This is a genomic window from Streptomyces sp. NPDC012508, from assembly GCF_042902595.1.
Classification (GTDB): domain Bacteria; phylum Actinomycetota; class Actinomycetes; order Streptomycetales; family Streptomycetaceae; genus Streptomyces.
The window spans coordinates 382,674-399,592 of the sequence record NZ_JBIBEO010000010.1; the positions used below are offsets into that span (position 1 = coordinate 382,674).

General features: G+C 70.8%; 20 protein-coding genes and 1 pseudogene. 7 read left to right on the forward strand and 14 right to left on the reverse strand.

Features of this window, described 5'->3' with window-relative positions; genetic code table 11:
- Positions 1-82: 82 nt before the first annotated feature.
- From ACFY8U_RS31820 to ACFY8U_RS31830, 3 genes are all read left to right on the forward strand, one after another.
- A complete protein-coding gene (locus ACFY8U_RS31820; protein WP_361437564.1) occupies positions 83-544 on the forward strand; it encodes a helix-turn-helix domain-containing protein in 462 nt (153 codons plus the stop codon).
- 109 nt (positions 545-653) lie between these two features.
- On the forward strand, positions 654-1,529 hold the full coding sequence (locus ACFY8U_RS31825) for an undecaprenyl-diphosphate phosphatase (protein ID WP_361597450.1): 876 nt from the start codon (positions 654-656) through the stop codon (positions 1,527-1,529).
- 52 nt (positions 1,530-1,581) lie between these two features.
- Entirely contained in the window at positions 1,582-1,797 is a 216-nt protein-coding gene (locus ACFY8U_RS31830; RefSeq protein WP_260227218.1) for a hypothetical protein, read from the forward strand.
- 31 nt (positions 1,798-1,828) lie between these two features.
- Here ACFY8U_RS31830 and ACFY8U_RS31835 read toward each other — a convergent pair whose 3' ends face one another.
- Positions 1,829-2,428 (reverse strand): flavin reductase family protein, encoded by a 600-nt coding sequence (locus ACFY8U_RS31835; RefSeq protein WP_361597447.1) that lies wholly within the window; start codon positions 2,426-2,428, stop codon positions 1,829-1,831.
- Between the two features lie 83 nt (positions 2,429-2,511).
- On the opposite strand from ACFY8U_RS31835, the gene ACFY8U_RS31840 reads away from it, so the two are divergent.
- Positions 2,512-2,949: a nuclear transport factor 2 family protein gene (locus ACFY8U_RS31840; protein ID WP_389575677.1), complete on the forward strand. Its 438-nt coding sequence runs from the start codon at positions 2,512-2,514 to the stop codon at positions 2,947-2,949.
- A gap of 125 nt (positions 2,950-3,074) precedes the next feature.
- Positions 3,075-4,808 carry an apolipoprotein N-acyltransferase gene (lnt, locus tag ACFY8U_RS31845; RefSeq protein ID WP_389575678.1) on the forward strand — a complete coding sequence of 578 codons (1,734 nt, stop codon included), beginning with the start codon at positions 3,075-3,077 and terminating at the stop codon, positions 4,806-4,808.
- Here lnt and ACFY8U_RS31850 read toward each other — a convergent pair.
- Complete coding sequence (locus ACFY8U_RS31850; protein WP_389575679.1) at positions 4,732-5,637, reverse strand: Gfo/Idh/MocA family protein; 906 nt, start codon at positions 5,635-5,637, stop codon at positions 4,732-4,734. The two genes, lnt and ACFY8U_RS31850, sit on opposite strands and share 77 nt — an antisense overlap.
- A gap of 62 nt (positions 5,638-5,699) precedes the next feature.
- The gene (locus ACFY8U_RS31855; protein WP_389575680.1) at positions 5,700-6,887 is read right to left on the reverse strand and encodes an FAD-dependent monooxygenase; all 1,188 of its coding nucleotides are present in this window, start codon (positions 6,885-6,887) and stop codon (positions 5,700-5,702) included.
- A gap of 83 nt (positions 6,888-6,970) precedes the next feature.
- On the opposite strand from ACFY8U_RS31855, the gene ACFY8U_RS31860 reads away from it, so the two are divergent.
- Positions 6,971-7,570: a TetR/AcrR family transcriptional regulator gene (locus ACFY8U_RS31860; RefSeq protein ID WP_389575681.1), complete on the forward strand. Its 600-nt coding sequence runs from the start codon at positions 6,971-6,973 to the stop codon at positions 7,568-7,570.
- 120 nt (positions 7,571-7,690) lie between these two features.
- Positions 7,691-8,146 (forward strand): hypothetical protein, encoded by a 456-nt coding sequence (locus ACFY8U_RS31865; RefSeq protein WP_389575682.1) that lies wholly within the window; start codon positions 7,691-7,693, stop codon positions 8,144-8,146.
- Positions 8,147-8,244: 98 nt separating this feature from the next.
- On the opposite strand, the pseudogene ACFY8U_RS31870 reads toward ACFY8U_RS31865, so the two are convergent.
- The 11 genes and pseudogenes from ACFY8U_RS31870 to ACFY8U_RS31920 form a co-directional block, all read right to left on the reverse strand.
- Positions 8,245-9,011: pseudogene (locus ACFY8U_RS31870) on the reverse strand (SDR family oxidoreductase).
- 226 nt (positions 9,012-9,237) lie between these two features.
- Positions 9,238-9,636 carry a VOC family protein gene (locus ACFY8U_RS31875; RefSeq protein WP_389575683.1) on the reverse strand — a complete coding sequence of 133 codons (399 nt, stop codon included), beginning with the start codon at positions 9,634-9,636 and terminating at the stop codon, positions 9,238-9,240.
- The gene (locus tag ACFY8U_RS31880) at positions 9,633-10,154 is read right to left on the reverse strand and encodes a cupin domain-containing protein (RefSeq protein WP_389575684.1); all 522 of its coding nucleotides are present in this window, start codon (positions 10,152-10,154) and stop codon (positions 9,633-9,635) included. The genes ACFY8U_RS31875 and ACFY8U_RS31880 overlap by 4 nt, the downstream gene beginning before the upstream one ends.
- A gap of 142 nt (positions 10,155-10,296) precedes the next feature.
- A complete protein-coding gene (locus ACFY8U_RS31885) occupies positions 10,297-10,770 on the reverse strand; it encodes a hypothetical protein (protein WP_361597417.1) in 474 nt (157 codons plus the stop codon).
- A gap of 114 nt (positions 10,771-10,884) precedes the next feature.
- Positions 10,885-11,553, reverse strand: a complete 669-nt coding sequence (ung, locus tag ACFY8U_RS31890; protein ID WP_361438092.1) for a uracil-DNA glycosylase — start codon at positions 11,551-11,553, stop codon at positions 10,885-10,887.
- A gap of 95 nt (positions 11,554-11,648) precedes the next feature.
- Positions 11,649-13,226, reverse strand: coding sequence for an ABC transporter substrate-binding protein (locus ACFY8U_RS31895; RefSeq protein WP_361597414.1), 1,578 nt, complete (start codon positions 13,224-13,226; stop codon positions 11,649-11,651).
- Between the two features lie 148 nt (positions 13,227-13,374).
- Positions 13,375-14,142: an SDR family oxidoreductase gene (locus ACFY8U_RS31900; protein WP_352189501.1), complete on the reverse strand. Its 768-nt coding sequence runs from the start codon at positions 14,140-14,142 to the stop codon at positions 13,375-13,377.
- 26 nt (positions 14,143-14,168) lie between these two features.
- Complete coding sequence (gene fabG, locus ACFY8U_RS31905) at positions 14,169-14,930, reverse strand: 3-oxoacyl-ACP reductase FabG (protein ID WP_361437540.1); 762 nt, start codon at positions 14,928-14,930, stop codon at positions 14,169-14,171.
- A gap of 166 nt (positions 14,931-15,096) precedes the next feature.
- Complete coding sequence (locus tag ACFY8U_RS31910; protein ID WP_361437538.1) at positions 15,097-15,480, reverse strand: DUF3037 domain-containing protein; 384 nt, start codon at positions 15,478-15,480, stop codon at positions 15,097-15,099.
- The gene (locus ACFY8U_RS31915; protein WP_389575685.1) at positions 15,477-16,322 is read right to left on the reverse strand and encodes a HipA family kinase; all 846 of its coding nucleotides are present in this window, start codon (positions 16,320-16,322) and stop codon (positions 15,477-15,479) included. Before ACFY8U_RS31915 ends, ACFY8U_RS31910 begins: the two co-directional genes overlap by 4 nt.
- Positions 16,323-16,399: 77 nt before the next feature.
- Positions 16,400-16,651: a DUF6406 domain-containing protein gene (locus tag ACFY8U_RS31920; RefSeq protein WP_389575686.1), complete on the reverse strand. Its 252-nt coding sequence runs from the start codon at positions 16,649-16,651 to the stop codon at positions 16,400-16,402.
- Positions 16,652-16,919: the final 268 nt, after the last annotated feature.

Consider the following 16,919-nt stretch of genomic DNA (forward strand, 5'->3'; position numbering starts at 1 on the left):
ACTGGACCAACACCTGCGAGTAACATAGCCCAGTCAGTTTGATTTTCAAACCATCCCGTCGGGACTCCCTTAGGCTGGGCGCATGAAGGCCGCCCCCCGCCCCTGTTCGATCGCCGACACCCTCGCGCTCGTCGGCGAGAAGTACGCACTGCTCGTCCTGCGCGAGATCTCTCTCGGCGTCCGCCGCTTCGACCGCATCGCCCGGAACACCGGCGCCCCGCGCGACATCCTCACCGCGCGCCTGAAGCGGCTGGTGGAGGCCGGAATCCTGGAGAAGGTGCAGTACAGCGAGCGCCCGGCGCGCTTCGAGTACCGCGCCACCGCCGCCGGGGAGGAGCTGCAACCCGTCCTGCTGACGCTGATGGCCTGGGGTGACCGCCATCTGAACAGCGAGGACCGTCCGGTGCTCCTGGAGCACAGCTGCGGCGAGGTGCTCAGCCCCCGCGTGGTCTGCGCCTGCTGCGGCGGCGAGGCGGACCCCGCCAGCCTGACGCACCATGTGCGTTCGGCCGGCTGGACGACGAAGGGCCCTGTGGAGACCTGAGATCAAGGCCGTCACCCAAGGACGGTACGCTGCGCAACGACCGGCGGTCGATCTCCGATCCGACCGCCTCTTCTGACCGCACGAGCACATTCGGGACGGCCCTAGCCCCATGAGTTGGTTCGAATCATTCATCCTCGGACTCGTCCAGGGGCTGACGGAGTTCCTTCCCATCTCCTCCAGCGCGCACCTTCGCCTCACCGCCGCCTTCGCCGGCTGGGAGGACCCGGGAGCGGCCTTCACCGCGATCACCCAGATCGGCACGGAGACCGCCGTCCTGATCTACTTCCGCAAGGACATCGCCCGGATCGTCTCGGCGTGGTTCCGCTCGCTCCGCGACAAGTCGATGCGGAGCGACCACGACGCGCAGATGGGCTGGCTGGTCATCGTCGGCTCGATCCCGATCGGCGTGCTCGGCGTCACGCTGAAGGACCACATCGAGGGCCCGTTCCGTGATCTGCGGCTGATCGCCACGACGCTCATCGTGATGGGCATCGTCCTCGGCGTCGCGGACCGGCTCGCCGCCCGCGACGAGGCCGGCGGCCGGCACCGCGCGGCCCGCGAACGCAAGACGCTCAAGGACCTCGGCGTGCGGGACGGCCTGATCTTCGGCTTCTGCCAGGCGATGGCCCTGATCCCCGGTGTCTCCCGCTCGGGCGCGACGATCTCCGGCGGTCTGCTGATGGGCTACACCCGTGAGGCGGCGGCCCGCTACTCGTTCCTGCTCGCCATCCCCGCCGTGCTCGCCTCGGGCGTCTTCGAACTGAAGGACGCCACCGAGGGCGGCCATGTGTCGTGGGGTCCGACGATCTTCGCGACGATCATCGCGTTCGCCGTCGGCTACGCCGTCATCGCCTGGTTCATGAAGTTCATCACGACCAAGAGCTTCATGCCGTTCGTGATCTACCGGATCGCGCTGGGCATCCTGCTCTTCATCCTGGTCGGCACGGACACCCTCAGCCCCCACGCGGGCGAGTCCGGGAGCTGATCCCGGCCGACCCCGCCGGGCGATCTTCACGTGCGCGTCGCACCCTGGAACCATGGCCTGGCAACCACCCATCGTCGTGCACCGCCCGTCCCCCGACGGCGGGCGGCGCGTCACGGTCCGCGGCCAGATCGTCGGCCTCGCGCACAACGACACCGACCTCGTCGAGTTCCTGCGCCGGGCGGGGCTCGAGGACGCCGACATGATCCTCGACGATCCGCACCTGGTGGAGTGGCGCGGCGGCCGCCCGCACCGCTGGGAGGCCGCCTAGGCGGCGCCCCTCGCGTGCCGCCCGTGGATGGTCAGGACTCGGGGTCGTACGGGACCCGGGCGATCTCGCGGATGCCGCCCAGGGTTCCCCACTCGTTCCGGCCGAGCCGGGTCAGCGGACGCATGAGCGTGATCTCGGGATGGCCGTCCACCATGACGGACTCGTCCACCGCCGCGTGCACCACACGTCCGAAGACGACGGTCGAGTCCCCGATCCGCAGCGTGCTGTGCAGCTCGCACTCCAGCGCGACCGGCGACGACGCCACCCGCGGCGGCTTGACCCGCAGGCTCGGCTCGCGCTCCACCCCGCACACGTCGAACTCGCTCACGCCGCGCGGGAAGTCCGTCGCCGTCGCGTTGATCTGCTCGAAGAGCGGCTCGGGCGACAGGTTCACGACGAACGCACCCGTGTCCTCGATGTTCCGCAGCGAGTCCTTGCGGCCCACCGAGGTGAACTGGACCACGGGCGGCGCGACCGACGAGATCGTGAAGAAGGAGTGCGGTGCGAGGTTGTCGGTCCCGTCGGCCGAGGTCGTGGAGATCCAGGCGATGGGCCGGGGTACGACGGTGGCGGTGAGCAGCCGGTAGAAACTGTTCCGGTCACTGCGGTCGGGATCGAAGTCGATACGCATGCCGAGAAGTATGACCGGTATCCGACCACGCCTCCCGCCGCACGGCTCTTGGCGCCCCGCCTCCGCTGCCCGACACTGAGGCGATGACACAGCGCGTGGATCTCGCGACCGTGATGGACCGGATGGCCATCGACGACCTCGTCACCGGATACGCGGTGGCGGTGGACGACTCCGACTGGGCGGGCTACCGGGCGCTGTTCACCCGTGACGGCCGGGCCGACTACCGCGGCTCCGGTGGTGTCGAGGGTCCCGCGGCCGAGGTCGCCGACTGGCTCGCGGAGACGATGCGCCTCTTCCCGGTGCGCCAGCACCTCATCGTGAACCGCCGGGTCCGGATCCAGGACCTCGGCGGCTACCCGGGCGACGGCGCGGACGTCCGCGCCGACTACGTGAACCCGATGCGCTTCGAGTCGGGCGAGGACTTCGTCTGCGGCGGCCGCTACACGTTCACGCTGCTCCGGACGGAGGCCGGCTGGCGGCTGCGCTCCGTGGTCGTCGAAGAGAAGTGGCGCCGCCTCTGAAGGTGGTACGCGCCTCGTACAGCCGTGGCTCGCATACGGCCGTAGGGGTCGAACGGCCGTGGCGCCCGTACGGCTGAGGCGGTCGTCCGGCGCACACTGGAGGCGAGACCTGGAGGCGACGCCGCATGCGGAATCCGTTCGGCCGTCGCGACACCGCGGCCGCGCCCGGCAACGGCACGGGCAGCACGAGCACGGGACCCGACACCGGCGACGGCGCGGGCCTGGGCAGCACCGGCGCACGCAGCACCGGCACCGGCACCGGCACCGGCCGAGGCAGGCCCCGGGTGCCCGCGACGCAGCATCGCGCCGCCCGGGCCTGCCTCGCGGTCGTGGCCGGCGCCCTGCCCGCGCTCGCGTTCCCGGCGCCCGCGCTGTGGTGGTTCGCCTATGTCGCGCTCGTCCCCTGGCTGCTGCTGCTCCGCACCGCGCCCACCGCACGCCGGGCCGCCCTGGAGGGCTGGCTCGGCGGCGTCGGGTTCGCGCTCGCCGCGCACCAGTGGCTGATGCCGAGCATGCACGTCTTCATCCTCGTCGTCGCCGCCCTGATCGGTCTGTTGTGGCTGCCGTGGGGATGGCTCGTGCGCGCGATGCTCGGCGACGGGCCCTCCGGCCCGCGCGCCGCCGCCGCGATACTCGTCGTGCCCTCCGGCTGGCTGCTCATCGAACTCGCCCGTTCCTGGGAGGGCTTGGGCGGCCCCTGGGGGCTCCTCGGTGCCAGCCAGTGGCAGGTCGCACCGGCGCTCCGCCTTGCCTCCGTCGGCGGCGTGTGGCTGGTCTCCCTGCTCGTGGTGGCGGTCAACACCGCCGTGGCTCTCCTTGTGGTGTCGGCGGCTGCCGTACGGATGACGGCCCTGGTCGGCCTTGTGGTGTGCGCTCTCACCGTGGGCGTGGTCTGGTGGGGCGTCGCACCACCGCGCGAGCAGGGCAGCGCACGGATCGCCGTCGTGCAGCCAGGGGTGTACGACGGGGCGGTCGGCGCCGAGCGGAGGTTCGACCGCGGTGAGCGACTCACCCGGGAGCTCGTCGGCCAGGATCTCGATCTGGTCGTCTGGGGCGAGAGCAGCGTCGGCTCCGATCTGACCGCGCGCCCCGACCTCGCGGCCCGGCTGGCCGCCCTGTCGCGTGCCGTGGACGCGCCGATCCTCGTCAACGTGGACGCCCGCCGTTCCGACCGGCCGGGCATCTTCAAGAGCAGCGTCCTGATAGGGGCGGAGGGGCCGACCGGCGACCGGTACGACAAGATGCGGCTCGTGCCGTTCGGCGAGTACATCCCGGCCCGCCCGGTGCTCGGCTGGGTGACGTCCGTCGGCAAGGCGGCTAACGAGGACCGGCGGCGCGGCACGGAACCCGTGGTGATGACCCTGCCGCCCAAGGACGGCGAGGCGGCGCTGCGGATCGGTCCGCTGGTCTGCTTCGAGTCGGCGTTCCCCGACATGAGCCGCCGGCTGACCCGCGACGGCGCCGATGTGCTCATCGCCCAGTCGGCGACCTCGACGTTCCAGGACAGCTGGGCGCCCGCCCAGCACGCCTCGCTGGCGGCGCTGCGCGCGGCGGAGACAGGCCGGCCGATGGTGCACGCGACGCTGACCGGAGTCAGTACCGTCTACGGCCCGGACGGCGGCCGGGTCGGCACACCCCTGGGCACCGACCGGAGCGCGGCCGCCGTCTACGACGTACCGCTGGCACGGTCGACGACCGGCTACGTCCGGTACGGCGACTGGGTGTTGTACGGCGCCCTGTCCGTCCTGGCCGCGCTCTGTGCCGCCGAGGGCATGGGGACCCTCAGGAGGCCTGCGTCAGAGCTTCGCGCACCACGCGCTCGCACAGCTCGTGGGTCGCGAGGGCGTCACGAGCGCTGAGCGTCCTGCCGTCCCGTACCGCGTCGAGGAAGGCGAGTACGGCCTGCTCGATACCGCGCTGTCGGGCCACCGGCACCCAGTCCCCGCGCCGGCGGACCGTCGGCTGCCCCTTGTGGTCCACGATGTCCGCGAGGTTGAAAACCTGACGCTTGGTGTCCTGGCCCGACACCTCGAGGATCTCCTCGGTGGAGCCGTTCATCCGGTTCATCATGCCGATGGCGGTGAAGCCGTCGCCGGAGAGCTGGAGCACGACGTGGTGCATGAGCCCGTCGCGGATCCGGGCGCGTACGTCGGTGTGCTCGACGTCCCCGGGCAGCAGGAAGCGCAGGGTGTCGACGACGTGGATGAAGTCGTCGAGGACGAGGGTGCGCGGGTCCTCGGGCAGGCCGACGCGGTTCTTCTGCAGGAGGATCAGCTCGCGCGGGTGGTCCAGGCACTGCGCGTAGCCGGGGGCGAGCCTGCGGTTGAAGCCGACGGCCAGGCTCACGCCGCGCGCCTCGGCGAGCTCCACGAGCCGTTCGGAGTCGGCGTATTCGTACGCCAGCGGCTTGTCGACGTACGTCGGGACGCCGGCCTGGAGCAGCCGGGCGGTGATCTCGGGGTGCACGTCCGTCGGCGCGTGCACGAAGGCGGCGTCGAGCCCGGCGGCAAGCAGCGAGTCGAGGTCGCCGTGGCGCTGGGGCGCGGGCACGCGGTGGATCTCGGCCACCCGGTCCAGGGTGGTCTTCGTCCGTGTCTGGAGATGGAGTTCGACCCCGGGGAGGGCGGCGAGGACGGGGAGATAAGCCTTCTGCGCGATGTCGCCGAGTCCGATGCAGCCGACCTTCACGGGGTCTCCCTAGCGCTTGTTGGTATGCCCTTCGACGGCGTACGACCTGCCGTTCGCGCTGGTCAGCTTACGCGGGACCGCTCGTCGGCGAGCGGGGGCCGCCAGTCGGCGATGCCGTCGAAGCCGCGCAGGACGAGTCCGGGGCCGAACCGCGACACGGCGGCGATGAGCGCGTTGCGCAGGGCGACGGCGGGCGGGGCGGACATCAGGGTGAGCCGGCCGGTGCGCGCGGCCTTGCGGACGATCGCGGTGGTGCGCGGCAGCCGGTCGGCGGTGTACGAGGCGAGGGCGTGGCTCGGCGGAAGCCCCCGGGCCGCGTGGTGGGCGAGGACGATCGCGTCCTCGATGGCCTGGTTGCCGCCCTGGCCGAGGGTGGGCTGCATGGCGTGGGCGGCGTCGCCGAGCAGGGCGACACGGCCACGGTGGAAGGCGGGCAGCGGATCGATCATGTGGTGGACGTCGTTGCGCAGGACGTCAGCCGGTTCGACGGAGGCGAGGATCTCGGGGACCGGGTGGTGCCAGTCCCCGAAGAGGCGGAGGAGTTCGGCCCGCTCGTCGTCGGGGCCGTGGGCGCCTTCGGGGGCTGCGGCCATCGCGTACGCGTAGATGCGGCCGTCCTTGAGGGGCTGGGTCCCCCAGAGGCGACCGCTGCCCCAGGTCTCGTGCGGCGCGAAGGGCCGGTCGGGGGCGGGGACGACCACGCGCCAGGTGGTGAAGCCGGAGTAGGCGGGGGCGGGGTGGCCGGGGAAGAGGGCGCGGCGGAGCGTGGAGCGGATGCCGTCGGCGCCGATGACCAGGTCGGCCTCGATGTCTCCGTCCGGGGTGCGGACGACGGCGGGCCGTTCGTCGTCGCCCGGGTCCACGAGGGACGCGGCGGCTCCGGTCCGTACGACGCCGTCGGGCAGGGCGGAGGTGAGGATCTCGACGAGGGTGGCGCGGTGCAGCAGCACGAGAGGGCCGCCGAAGCGGTCGGCGGCGGCCTTGGCGCTCGTGCGGGCGAGCCAGCGGCCGTCGGGGGCGCGCATTCCGCCGTCGCCCTGCCAGGCGGAGAGCTCGCGGACGCGGTCGCCGAGGCCGATGACGTCCAGGGCGCGCTGGGAGTTGGGAGCGAGGCCGATCCCGGCTCCCACGGGGGTGAGGGCGGCGGCGCGCTCCAGGACGGTGACGTCCCAGCCTGCCTGGTGGAGGGCGACGGCGGCGGTGAGTCCGCCGATGCCCGCCCCGACGACGACGGCACGGTGCTGATCCATGACTCCTCCTCGATACTACAAGTGTAGTGACCCGGGATACGACCGTACTACAGCTGTAGTCCGGCCGGTAGTAGGTTGTCCCCATGACCGCGCGCACCCCCGCCTCCGCCCCCTCCCGCACCACACGCGTCGGTGACGCGGCGCTCGAACTGCTCGTCGAGCGAGGGATGCGCGGGCTGACCCATCGCGCCGTGGACGAGCGCGCCGGACTGCCGCAGGGATCGACCTCCAACCACGCCCGCACCCGCCAGGCCCTCCTGGAGACCGCGGTACGGCGGCAGGTCGAGCTGGAGTCGCTCGTGCTCGCCCCGCACGAGATGCCGGGGCCCGGCAGCGGGCTCGAAGCCCTGGTGGACGCGCTGGCTCTGGCCCTGCACCGGTACCTGACCGACCACCGGGCGCTGCTCGTCTCGCGCTACGAACTGGCCCTGGAGGCCACCCGCCGCCCCGAGCTGCGCGCCTTCTTCGACGCGGCGGGGTCGGCGGCGTTCCACGGGCCGCTGATCGCGATGATGGCGGGGGCCGGCTCCCCGGCCCCCGAGCGGCACGCCCTGTCCCTGATCGCCTGGTGCGAGGGGCTGATGTTCTCCTGCGCCGCCGGGTCCTTCCACTCCGCCGTGCCCGGCCTGGCGGAACTGCGGACCGGCTTCGAGGAGTTGCTGCGGGGCATGCTCGGCCCGTGAAGCCCCGTGCGCGGGCCGGCCGGCGAAGCGGGGTCACCCGGATCCGGGGCATCACCCGTGCGGGGCATTCCCCGCCGGTAGGGGCGCGAAGATCACCGTCCGGCCAGCAGAGTTGCGCGGGTGCATGCAACGAGAACCACAGCGACGTTCCTGGCCGGGGCGGCGATCGCCGCGCTCTCCGGTTGCGTCTCGGTCGATCCGCCGCCCGCCGCGCCTCCGCCGCCCCTGGAGGTGAGCAGCCCCTCCCCGCATGTGGACGTGGCTCCGCAGATCGTCGAAGGCCCGGCCCGCGAGGCCCTGGAGGCCGCGCTCCCCGCTCCCCCTCCGCCGTCGCCCCGGGCGGCGCCGAGGAAGCCCAGGCAGCAGGGAGGAACCACCGTACGGAACGGAACGGGCACCCCACAGCGGCAGTCGGGCGCACCGAGGGAGCAGAAGCGGACCGCACCGCCACGGCCGCCCGGACTGCCGGAGCCGCCACGCTCACGGGCCGATGTGTGCCGGCTGGGTGCGCAGTACGGAGGCTGGCACCCCGAGAGCGTGCAGGCGACGATCTGCAAGGACGCCTACGCCCGCTGAGCTTCCGGTGCCGCCGGCTGCTCTCGGCTGCCACGGCGGGCCCGCCCGTCGGCCCGTCGGCCCGTCGGGGCAGCACGGTGTGGACAGGGCAGGGCCGGTCAGATCGACGATGTGCCGCCGGGGGCGGAGGGGTGCAGGGACTCGAAGTGGAAGGCACTGATGTAGCAGTCGCGCGGCTGCTGGATCGCGAACGTGATGCAGTCGATCACCGACTGCGCCGCGAGCGGGTCCTGAGCTCCGCGCGGTGTGGTGTCCCATTCCGGGGACAGCGGGTCCCGGCTGCTGTCGAAGTCCGGTGGGAACAAGGAGATCACACGGACGCCCTGGGGGCGCAGACGGCGCGAGAGCGCTTCGGTGAATCCCCTCTGACCGTGCTTGGCCGCGACGTAGGCCTCGTGCGCCACGGGGTGCTGGGCGCCGGGAACACCGCAGACGGAGAAACCATCGTGACCACGTCGGGGTGGTCGGAGGCGAGTAGCAGCGGCAGGAGGTTCTTCGTCACGAGGATGGTCCCGGTGCTGCCCGAGGCAAGGGTGTCGACTACGTCCTCGTCGGAGACCGCAAGAAGGTCGGGGCCTTCCAGCCAGCGGGCGCCGTTGTTCACGAGAACGTCGACGCGGTCGGTCCGGCGGCCGACCGCCGCGGCGAACTCACGGATCGAGGCGGGGTCGGCGAGGTCACAGGCGAAGGCCTGCACGCGGTCGTGACCACGGTCGCGAATCTCGCTGCTCGTGCGTTCCGCCGCTCCCAGGCTGCGTGCGGCGAGAAGGAGTTCGGCGCCGAGGCCGGCGAAGTGGTGGGCGAGCGCGCGACCGAAGTCGCGGCCCGCGCCGGTGATGACCACGCGGCGGTCGGTGAGGTCCATGGCGTTCTTTCGATCGTGCGAGCGGTTGGGTACGGCATGGTCGAGGGGCCGCCGCCTGCCCCGCGGATCATGTGACCCGCCCTCGGGTCCGGGTCGTCGGCATGCGCATGGGGAGAGTGAGGGCGGGCCCGGGTCCTTCGCCGGACTGTCCACGGCACGGCACGGCAAGGCACCACGGCACGGCGAATTCAGCTCTGCCTGCGCCTCATGTCTCGCCGGGTACTGCTCAGGTCCAGGTACGCGAGCACAGCACCAGACGGTAGCCGTCCGGGTCGGCGATCGTGACTCCGTGCTCGTCCCAGTACGGGTTGTGGGCCGTAACACGCGTGCCGCCGGCCGCCACCAAACGGTCGACCAACTCCTCGTCCACCGTCTCGCCCAGGTAGAGCACGAACAGGTCGTCCACGGTGGGCGTGGGTTCCAGCGGGCGTTCGGGGTCGTGCGTCAGCTCGAAGTGCCAGGCCCCGTCGGGCGGGCCGACCATCAGCAGGTCGTGCTCGCCCGGGACGCGCTCGGTGGTACGCCACAGGACGGGCAGACCGAGGCCGTCCACATAGAAGCGTTCGGCGGCGGCGAGGCTGCGCGAGGGCCGCGCGACCCGGACATGAACGGTGGAGTCGATCATGCCGACGCCTCCAGCGCGGCCCGCCAGACCGGGCTGTCCACGTAGTGGTTGTCGAACCGCTCCGCGGACTCGGCGATCTCCTTGGGATCCGCCTCGCCGCGCATGACACGCCCGAGCAGGCGCAGATAGTCGAACCTGCCCATGCCCGGTGTGAACACGAACAGGACGTCCGCCTCACAGCCGGGCGCGGCTGCGAAGGCATGCGGGGTGTGGGGCGGCACAGCCAGGAAGTCGCCTGCCTCCAGGACGGTGACCTCCTCGTCCACCAGCACCTGGAGAGACCCGCTGATCACGAAGAACAGCTCCGTCGCCCTGGTGTGGAAGTGCGCGGGGGCTCCCACGGCCCCCTTGGCGAAGGTGGACCGGTAACTGGTGAAACCGTCGGCCGTGTCGGCCGGGTCGGCGAGCAGCGTCATCACGCTGCTGGGGTCGGCGCAGGTCTCCGCGTCGGCGTGCCGGGTCAGCACCGGCCGGAACGGCGCGGCGGAGGATATCCCGGTGGGCGTTTCCTGGGTCATGGCCTGACGATACGATCTTGAACCCCGTCCTCAACAGGCACATTCGGGGCCCGGCACCCGTCGGCCGGAAAGCCTCCTGTCGGGCGTCCTCCGCTGATCGCGCACGGGGACTGATCGCGCACCGGGACGAGCCGCGAAGCCGCTACCGCGCGCGGAGCCGTACCTCCAGGCGGTCGATCGCGGCGCGGACCCCGTTGCCGTACCCGTCGTCGTCCAGGGTGTCCGAGGCCGCGCGGGCCCGGTCCAGATGGACCCGCGCCGCGTCGGGCTGCTGGAGCTTCAGATAGTCGGCGGCCAGGTTGAGATGGAGCGAGGGGTACAGGGCCCGGAGCGCCACGGCTGCCTCGTGCGCGGCCAGCCGCTCCTCGCTCAACCCCTCGGCCGCGAGGAGGGCCCGCAGATCCCAGGCCAGCTCGGCGTCCGGGTCGTCCTGCGCGTCCGCCATGTAGTGCGCGAGCGTGCAGCGGTGCAGGGGGTCGCCGTCGGGGCCGATCTGCGCCCACAGCTCGACGAACCGGTTGCGGGCCTCCTCCCGGTCCCCGCCGTGGAGCAGCATCGTCGCCTGCCCGATCCGGGTCATGACGCCGTCGTCCGACACCTGCTGCTGCTCGGTCACTGAGGCCTCCACACGCTCTCCGTCCAGGGGCTCCGACGCTAACCGTCGCGGCCCCCGATCCGGCACAGGCTCGGGTGGCACCCCGAGCCTGTCAGCCGGGCGGGCTCACCGTCCTCAGCCGAGGTTCGGGATCCGCCAGTCGATCGGCTCGTGGCCCTGGGCCGCGATCGCCGCGTCGATCTGCGTGAACGGCCGGGATCCGAAGAACTTCTTCGCCGACAGCGGCGAGGGGTGCGCGCCCTTCACGACGACATGACGCTCCTCGTCGATCAGCGGGAGCTTCTTCTGGGCGTAGTTCCCCCAGAGCACGAAGACCGCCGGGTCCGGCCGGGAGGCCACCGCACCGATCACCGCGTCCGTGAACTTCTCCCAGCCCTGGCTCTTGTGCGAGTTCGCCTCGCCGGCCCGGACGGTGAGGACCGCGTTGAGCAGCAGCACGCCCTGCGCGGCCCACGGCATCAGATAGCCGTTGTCCGGCACGGGGTGGCCGAGCTCCTCCTGCATCTCCTTGTAGATGTTCCGGAGGGAGGGGGGCGTCTTGACGCCCGGACGGACCGAGAAGCAGAGGCCGTGCCCCTGCCCCTCACCGTGGTACGGGTCCTGGCCGAGGATCAGGACCTTCACCTTGTCGTACGGTGTCGCCGCCAGGGCGGCGAACACCTCGTCCCGCGGCGGGTAGACCGGCCCCTTGGCCCGCTCCTCCTCGACGAACTCGGTCAGCTGCTTGAAGTACGGCTTCTGCAGCTCTTCGCCGAGGACGCCGCGCCAGGACTCGGGCAGCATGTCGGTGTCGGTCACGTCAACAACCTCCGGTAGGCGATCTCTTGTACGTCCAAGAACCTACCGGGGGCCACTGACAAGTGCGCCGCTCGGGCCGCCTACCAGCTGGTTCGGCGGTTGAGCTCCCACATCTGCATGACGGTCTGCGGGTCGAGCGCGCGCTCGGCGCCGCCGATGTCCTCGCTCGCCGCGATGTAGAGCTTGCCCTGCCACAGCGGGAGCAGCCGGACGTCCTCCACCATGATCTCCTGGGCCTTGCGGAACTCGGCCACGACCGCCCCGCGGTCGCTCTCGCGACGCGACTTCGGGAGGATCTCGTCCGTGATCTCGGGGCTCAGGTACGGCGTCCCCAGCGCGTTCTGCTTGCCGACGAACGGGGCGATGAAGTTGTCCGCGTCCGGGAAGTCGGGGAACCAGCCTCGGCCGAAGACCGGGTACTGCCCCTTCTGGTAGCCGGCGGCGAACTCCTTCCACGGCCTGCTCTTCAGGGTCACCTCGAAGAGCCCGGAGGCGTCCAGCTGCCGCTTGAGCTCGGCGAACTCGAGCGCGGTGCCGGAGCCGTACCGGTCGGTGGTGAACCAGAAGGTCAGCTCGACGGGCTTCTTGATCCCGGCCTCGCGCAGGATGTCGCGCGCCTTGGGGACACTGGGCTCGCCGAAGCGGTCGAAGAACTCGGTGGTGTGGCCGACGATGCCCTTGGGGACCATGGAGTACAGCGGCTCCGCGGTGCCCTTGTAGGCCTTGGCGACGAGCTCCTCACGGTCGACGAGCTGGGCGATGGCCTTGCGGACGGGCTCCTTGGCGACCGCGGGGTCCTGGGCGTTGAAGACGAGGTAGCGGATGTCGGCGCCGGTCGACTCCACGAGCTGGAGTTCCTTGTTGGCGTCGCTGCCGTCCTGGAGCTGGACGACCTCCTCGGCGGTGAGGCCGCGGTAGGTGGCGTCGATCTCCTTCTTCCGCAGCGCCGCGACCATCGGCTCGGACTCCTTGAAGTACCGGATGGTCACGCCGTCGTTCTTGCGGTCCGCGAACCCCTTGTAGGAGGGGTTCTTGGTCATCTCGGCCTTGTCGCCCTCGGTGTACGAGTCGAGGACGTAGGGGCCCGAGCCGGTGAGCCCGCCGTCCTCACGGAGCTTGTCGGCGGGGTACTCGGCCGGGTCCACGAGGGACATGGCGGGGGTGGCGAGGACGAAGGGGAAGGTCGCGTCGGGCTTGTTCAGCTTGAAGACGACCGTACGGTCGTCCACGGTCTCGATCGTGTCGAGCGAGCCGAGCATCCCGTTCGGGCCGCCCTCGGCGTCGATCTTCCGGATGCGCTCGATCGAGTGCTGGACCGCCTTGGCGTCCAGTTTGTTCCCGTTCGAGAAGGTAAGGCCGTCCTCGAGCTTGCACTCGAAGACCCGGCTGGCGGTGTCGGTGAACTGGCAGTCCGCGGCATCGGACTGCGGGGAGGTGCTGCCGGTGGGGAAACTCACCAGCGTCTGGAAGACATTTCGGAACAGCTCCCAGGAATTGTCCCAGGCGGCTGCCGGATCAAGCGTGGTGGGAGAACTCGTCGTGCCGACGACGATTCTCTGCTCCCCGGCGGAGGCATTGTCCGAAAACAGGCTGCATCCGGACACCAGGGATATGGACGCAAGGGCTGCAGCGGCCTGCAGACTGGTCCGGTTGAACACGTGCACGCTCCTCGTTCAGCCATGGGTCGGCCGACCATACCGCAGCGCCCCGTCAGGTCAATGTTCGACCCTGACGGGGCACTTGAGGCATTCAACGACTAACCGGGGTCAAACCGGTCAGGAATTCAAGAAAGTGTCCGGATATCGGTCACTCGACGCCGGAGTTGAGGAAAAGCCCTCCGTCGACCACCAGCGTCTGACCGGTGATCCAGTCCGACTGGGCGGAGGTGAGGAAGGCGGCGGCCCCGCCGATGTCCTCCGGGACCCCGAGCCGGCCGAGCGGGTACGCGGCGGCGGCCTCCGCCTCCCGGCCCTCGTAGAGAGCCTGGGCGAACTTGGTCTTGACGACGGCCGGGGCGATCGCGTTGACGCGGACCACCGGCGCGAATTCATGGGCGAGCTGGAGGGTCAGATTGACCATGGCCGCCTTGCTCATCCCGTATGCCCCGATGAACGGCGAGGCGGAGATGCCGGCGATCGAGGCGATGTTCACGATCGCGCCGCCGTGCTCCTTCTGCCAGGCGCGCCAGGTCAGCTGGGCGAATCCCAGAGCGGAGATCACATTCGTCTCGTAGACCTTACGGGCGACATTCAGGTCGAGCTCGGCGATCGGACCGAAAACCGGGTTGGTTCCGGCATTGTTCACCAGGAAGTCGACCCGGCCGAAGGCCTCCATGGTCGCCTCGACCGCGGCGGCCTGGTGGGCTTCGTCGTGGGCCTTTCCGGGCACGGCGATGACCCGGTCGGAGCCGAGGCGCTCCACGGCCTCCTTGAGGGCCTCCTCGCCCCGTCCGGTGATGCAGACCCGGTCTCCGCGGGCGACCAGGGCCTCGGCGACGCCGTAGCCGATACCCCGGCTGGCGCCGGTCACCAGAGCGACCTTGCCGGACAGCTCGGGCAGTTCCTTCGTGCTCATGTACGTCTCCTCTTCCCGCGCGGGCGTCAGTTGAGCGGGCCGCCGGCCACGTACAGGACCTGGCCGGATACGAAGCCTGCGTCGTCGCCCGTGAAGAAGGCGATGGCGTTGGCGATGTCCTCCGGCTTGCCGACCCGCTGGACCGGGATCATGGAGGCGGCCGCGGCCTGGAAGTCCTCGAAGCCCATGCCGACACGCTCGGCGGTCTGCGCGGTCATCTCGGTGACGATGAACCCCGGGGCGACGGCGTTGGCGGTGATGCCGAACTTGCCGAGCTCCTTGGCGAGGGTCTTGGTGAAGCCCTGCAGACCGGCCTTGACGGCCGAGTAGTTCGCCTGGCCGCGGTTGCCGAGGGCGGAGGACGAGGAGAGCGAGACGATCCGGCCGAAGCCCGCGTCGACCATGTGCTTCTGGCAGGCCTTGGCCATCAGGAACGCGCCCTTGAGGTGGACGTTCATGACCATGTCCCAGTCGGCCTCGGACATCTTGAAGAGCAGGTTGTCGCGGAGCACGCCCGCGTTGTTGACGAGGATCGTCGGCGCGCCGAGCTCGGTGGCCACGCGCGCGACGGCGGCCTCGACCTGGGCGCTGTCGGAGACGTCGCAGCCGACGGCGATGGCGGTGCCACCGGCGGCGGTGATCTTCTCGACGGTGTCCTTGCAGGCCGCCTCGTCGAGGTCGAGTACGGCGACGGCACGGCCCTCGGCGGCCAGCCGTACGGCGGTCGCGGCGCCAATGCCCCGTGCCGCGCCGGTGACGACGGCTACGCGCTGCTCGGTGGTCGACATGCTGGTTCTCCTCGCCCTTGGATCATCCATGGATGCGGCTCACACGGTGCGTCCCACACATGAGCGACCGCTTAGTACCTTCCGCAGACGAGACGCTAGAAGCCCTGGCACCCGGTGTCAACGGCCCACCGGGTGCACCGGATCACTCCGCGCCGCGCACCGGGGCTCAGCGCACCAGCAGATCGAGCAGCCTTTCGACCTCGGCCTCGGGATCGGCGGTCAGACCGGTGTGCACCGGGCCCGGCTGGACGACGGTGGAGCGGGGCGCGATCAGCCAGCGGAAGCGCCGCCCGGCGTCGTCGCGCGCCGCCTGTCCGGCGTCCTCTCCGCCCAGGCAGACGCCCTCGACGGCGTGCAGCGCCGCCCGTACGCCGATGACGTCCGCACGGGGGTCGAGCGCGCGGAGTTTGGTCTCGTCCAGGTGCGTGCGGGCGGCGACGTAGGACTTGGCGCGGCAGTAGACCACCACGCCGGCGTTGAAGAACTCGCCGCGCTCGACGCGTGGCACCACGCGCAGCAGCGCGTACTCGAAGACATCGCGGTCGGTCACGTGGTGCGGTCCTTCTGGGTGGAGTGCGGCCTGGGGGCGAGGCGGTCGGCCAGCCAGCCGGGCGGCTGCGCGGGCCGGCGCTCGACGCGCGGACCGAGTGTGATGCGCTCGTGGATCGTCGCCGCGCGCGGCAGCAGCGCGTCCACGTAGGCCTGGCGCAGCTCGTCGGTGGTGTCGAAGCCCGGCTCGTCGACGAGCCACTCGTCGGGGACGTCGGCGGCGACCTCCTCCAGGAGCTCCCGCGTGACCAGGGGCGCGAGCTCGGCCGCGGCGGCGGCGACGTCCGGCGAGAAGGGCGCGAGGGCGTGGTCGGAGGCGTCGTAGGACTTGGCGGCGGAGGCCTGGGCGCCGCGCCAGTTGTGGTGCCAGATCATGGTGGCGCCGTGGTCGATCAGCCACAGGTCGCCGTGCCAGACGAGCATGTTGGGGTTGCGCCAGGACCGGTCGACGTTGTTGATCACCGCGTCGAACCAGACGACCTTCCCCGCCTCCCTGGGGTCCACCTCGTACGCCAGCGGATCGAACCCCAGGGATCCCGGCAGATAGTCCATCCCGAGGTTCAGCCCACCGCTGGCCTTCAGCAGCTCCTGCACCTCCTGATCGGGCTCGGAGAGCCCGATGACGGGGTCGAGCTGGATCCCCACCAACTCGGGCACCCGCAGCCCGAGCCGCCGCGCGAGCTGCCCGCAGACGACCTCGGCGACGAGGGTCTTCCGCCCCTGCCCGGCCCCGGTGAACTTCATGACGTACGTACCGAGATCGTCGGCCTCGACGATCCCGGGGAGCGAACCGCCCTCACGCAAGGGCGTGACGTAGCGGGTCGCTGTCACTTCTGTAAGCATTTCCCCAGGTTATCCGCCGGCCGGGCGTCACGGCCCAGGACGTCACGACGGGTCAGCCGCCGGCTGCGGACCGGGATTCACTCGACGCGCTTGAGAACCGCGTACCGGCCCCGGTCGGGAACATCCTGAACGCGGTCAAATACCCACGTCTCGCCCCGAACGACAAAGGTGTCCCCCGGGACCAGGTCGTAGTCCTGTTCCTCGTCGGCAACGACGGTGAAGGACGCCAAAGGCGGGTGTCCTTCCCGGACTTGAACATGCGCCAGAATGAATTCAATATCAGCGAACGGGGCAGGCACGCCGGTTCGCATCCTGACTTCACTGATCATTGCGTTTACTCCAAAGTGGTGTAGCGATTCTTGATGTGCTTCCTGAGCTCATCCACCGTGAGCGGCTCGACCATGAACGCACCAGCACGGGCGTGACGCCCGAGGGGGACATGCAGGTCCCCTCACTCATGCGGCAGGCCGTTCCCCCCTCGCCGGACGCCGTCTCCCTTGCACCCGCACGGATGAGCGATGTCCGTTCCCCGGCTCCGCCTGCGTCGCCGGACCGGCCGGGCGTCGGACAGTGGGCGGACCATGCGTCAACCACTCC

Coding starts and splice junctions, on each gene's coding strand:
- ACFY8U_RS31820 (WP_361437564.1), top strand. CDS start 83: ATGAAGGCCGCCCCCCGCCCCTGTTCGATCGCCGACACCCTCGCGCTC.
- ACFY8U_RS31825 (WP_361597450.1), top strand. CDS start 654: ATGAGTTGGTTCGAATCATTCATCCTCGGACTCGTCCAGGGGCTGACG.
- ACFY8U_RS31915 (WP_389575685.1), bottom strand. CDS start 16,322: ATGCTTACAGAAGTGACAGCGACCCGCTACGTCACGCCCTTGCGTGAG.
- ACFY8U_RS31875 (WP_389575683.1), bottom strand. CDS start 9,636: ATGATCGACTCCACCGTTCATGTCCGGGTCGCGCGGCCCTCGCGCAGC.
- ung (WP_361438092.1), bottom strand. CDS start 11,553: ATGCTGCCCGAGTCCTGGCGCGGCGTCCTCGGCGAAGAGCTGCAGAAG.
- ACFY8U_RS31880 (WP_389575684.1), bottom strand. CDS start 10,154: ATGACCCAGGAAACGCCCACCGGGATATCCTCCGCCGCGCCGTTCCGG.
- ACFY8U_RS31900 (WP_352189501.1), bottom strand. CDS start 14,142: ATGAGCACGAAGGAACTGCCCGAGCTGTCCGGCAAGGTCGCTCTGGTG.
- ACFY8U_RS31840 (WP_389575677.1), top strand. CDS start 2,512: ATGACACAGCGCGTGGATCTCGCGACCGTGATGGACCGGATGGCCATC.
- lnt (WP_389575678.1), top strand. CDS start 3,075: ATGCGGAATCCGTTCGGCCGTCGCGACACCGCGGCCGCGCCCGGCAAC.
- ACFY8U_RS31855 (WP_389575680.1), bottom strand. CDS start 6,887: ATGGATCAGCACCGTGCCGTCGTCGTCGGGGCGGGCATCGGCGGACTC.
- fabG (WP_361437540.1), bottom strand. CDS start 14,930: ATGTCGACCACCGAGCAGCGCGTAGCCGTCGTCACCGGCGCGGCACGG.
- ACFY8U_RS31860 (WP_389575681.1), top strand. CDS start 6,971: ATGACCGCGCGCACCCCCGCCTCCGCCCCCTCCCGCACCACACGCGTC.
- ACFY8U_RS31830 (WP_260227218.1), top strand. CDS start 1,582: ATGGCCTGGCAACCACCCATCGTCGTGCACCGCCCGTCCCCCGACGGC.
- ACFY8U_RS31835 (WP_361597447.1), bottom strand. CDS start 2,428: ATGCGTATCGACTTCGATCCCGACCGCAGTGACCGGAACAGTTTCTAC.
- ACFY8U_RS31920 (WP_389575686.1), bottom strand. CDS start 16,651: ATGATCAGTGAAGTCAGGATGCGAACCGGCGTGCCTGCCCCGTTCGCT.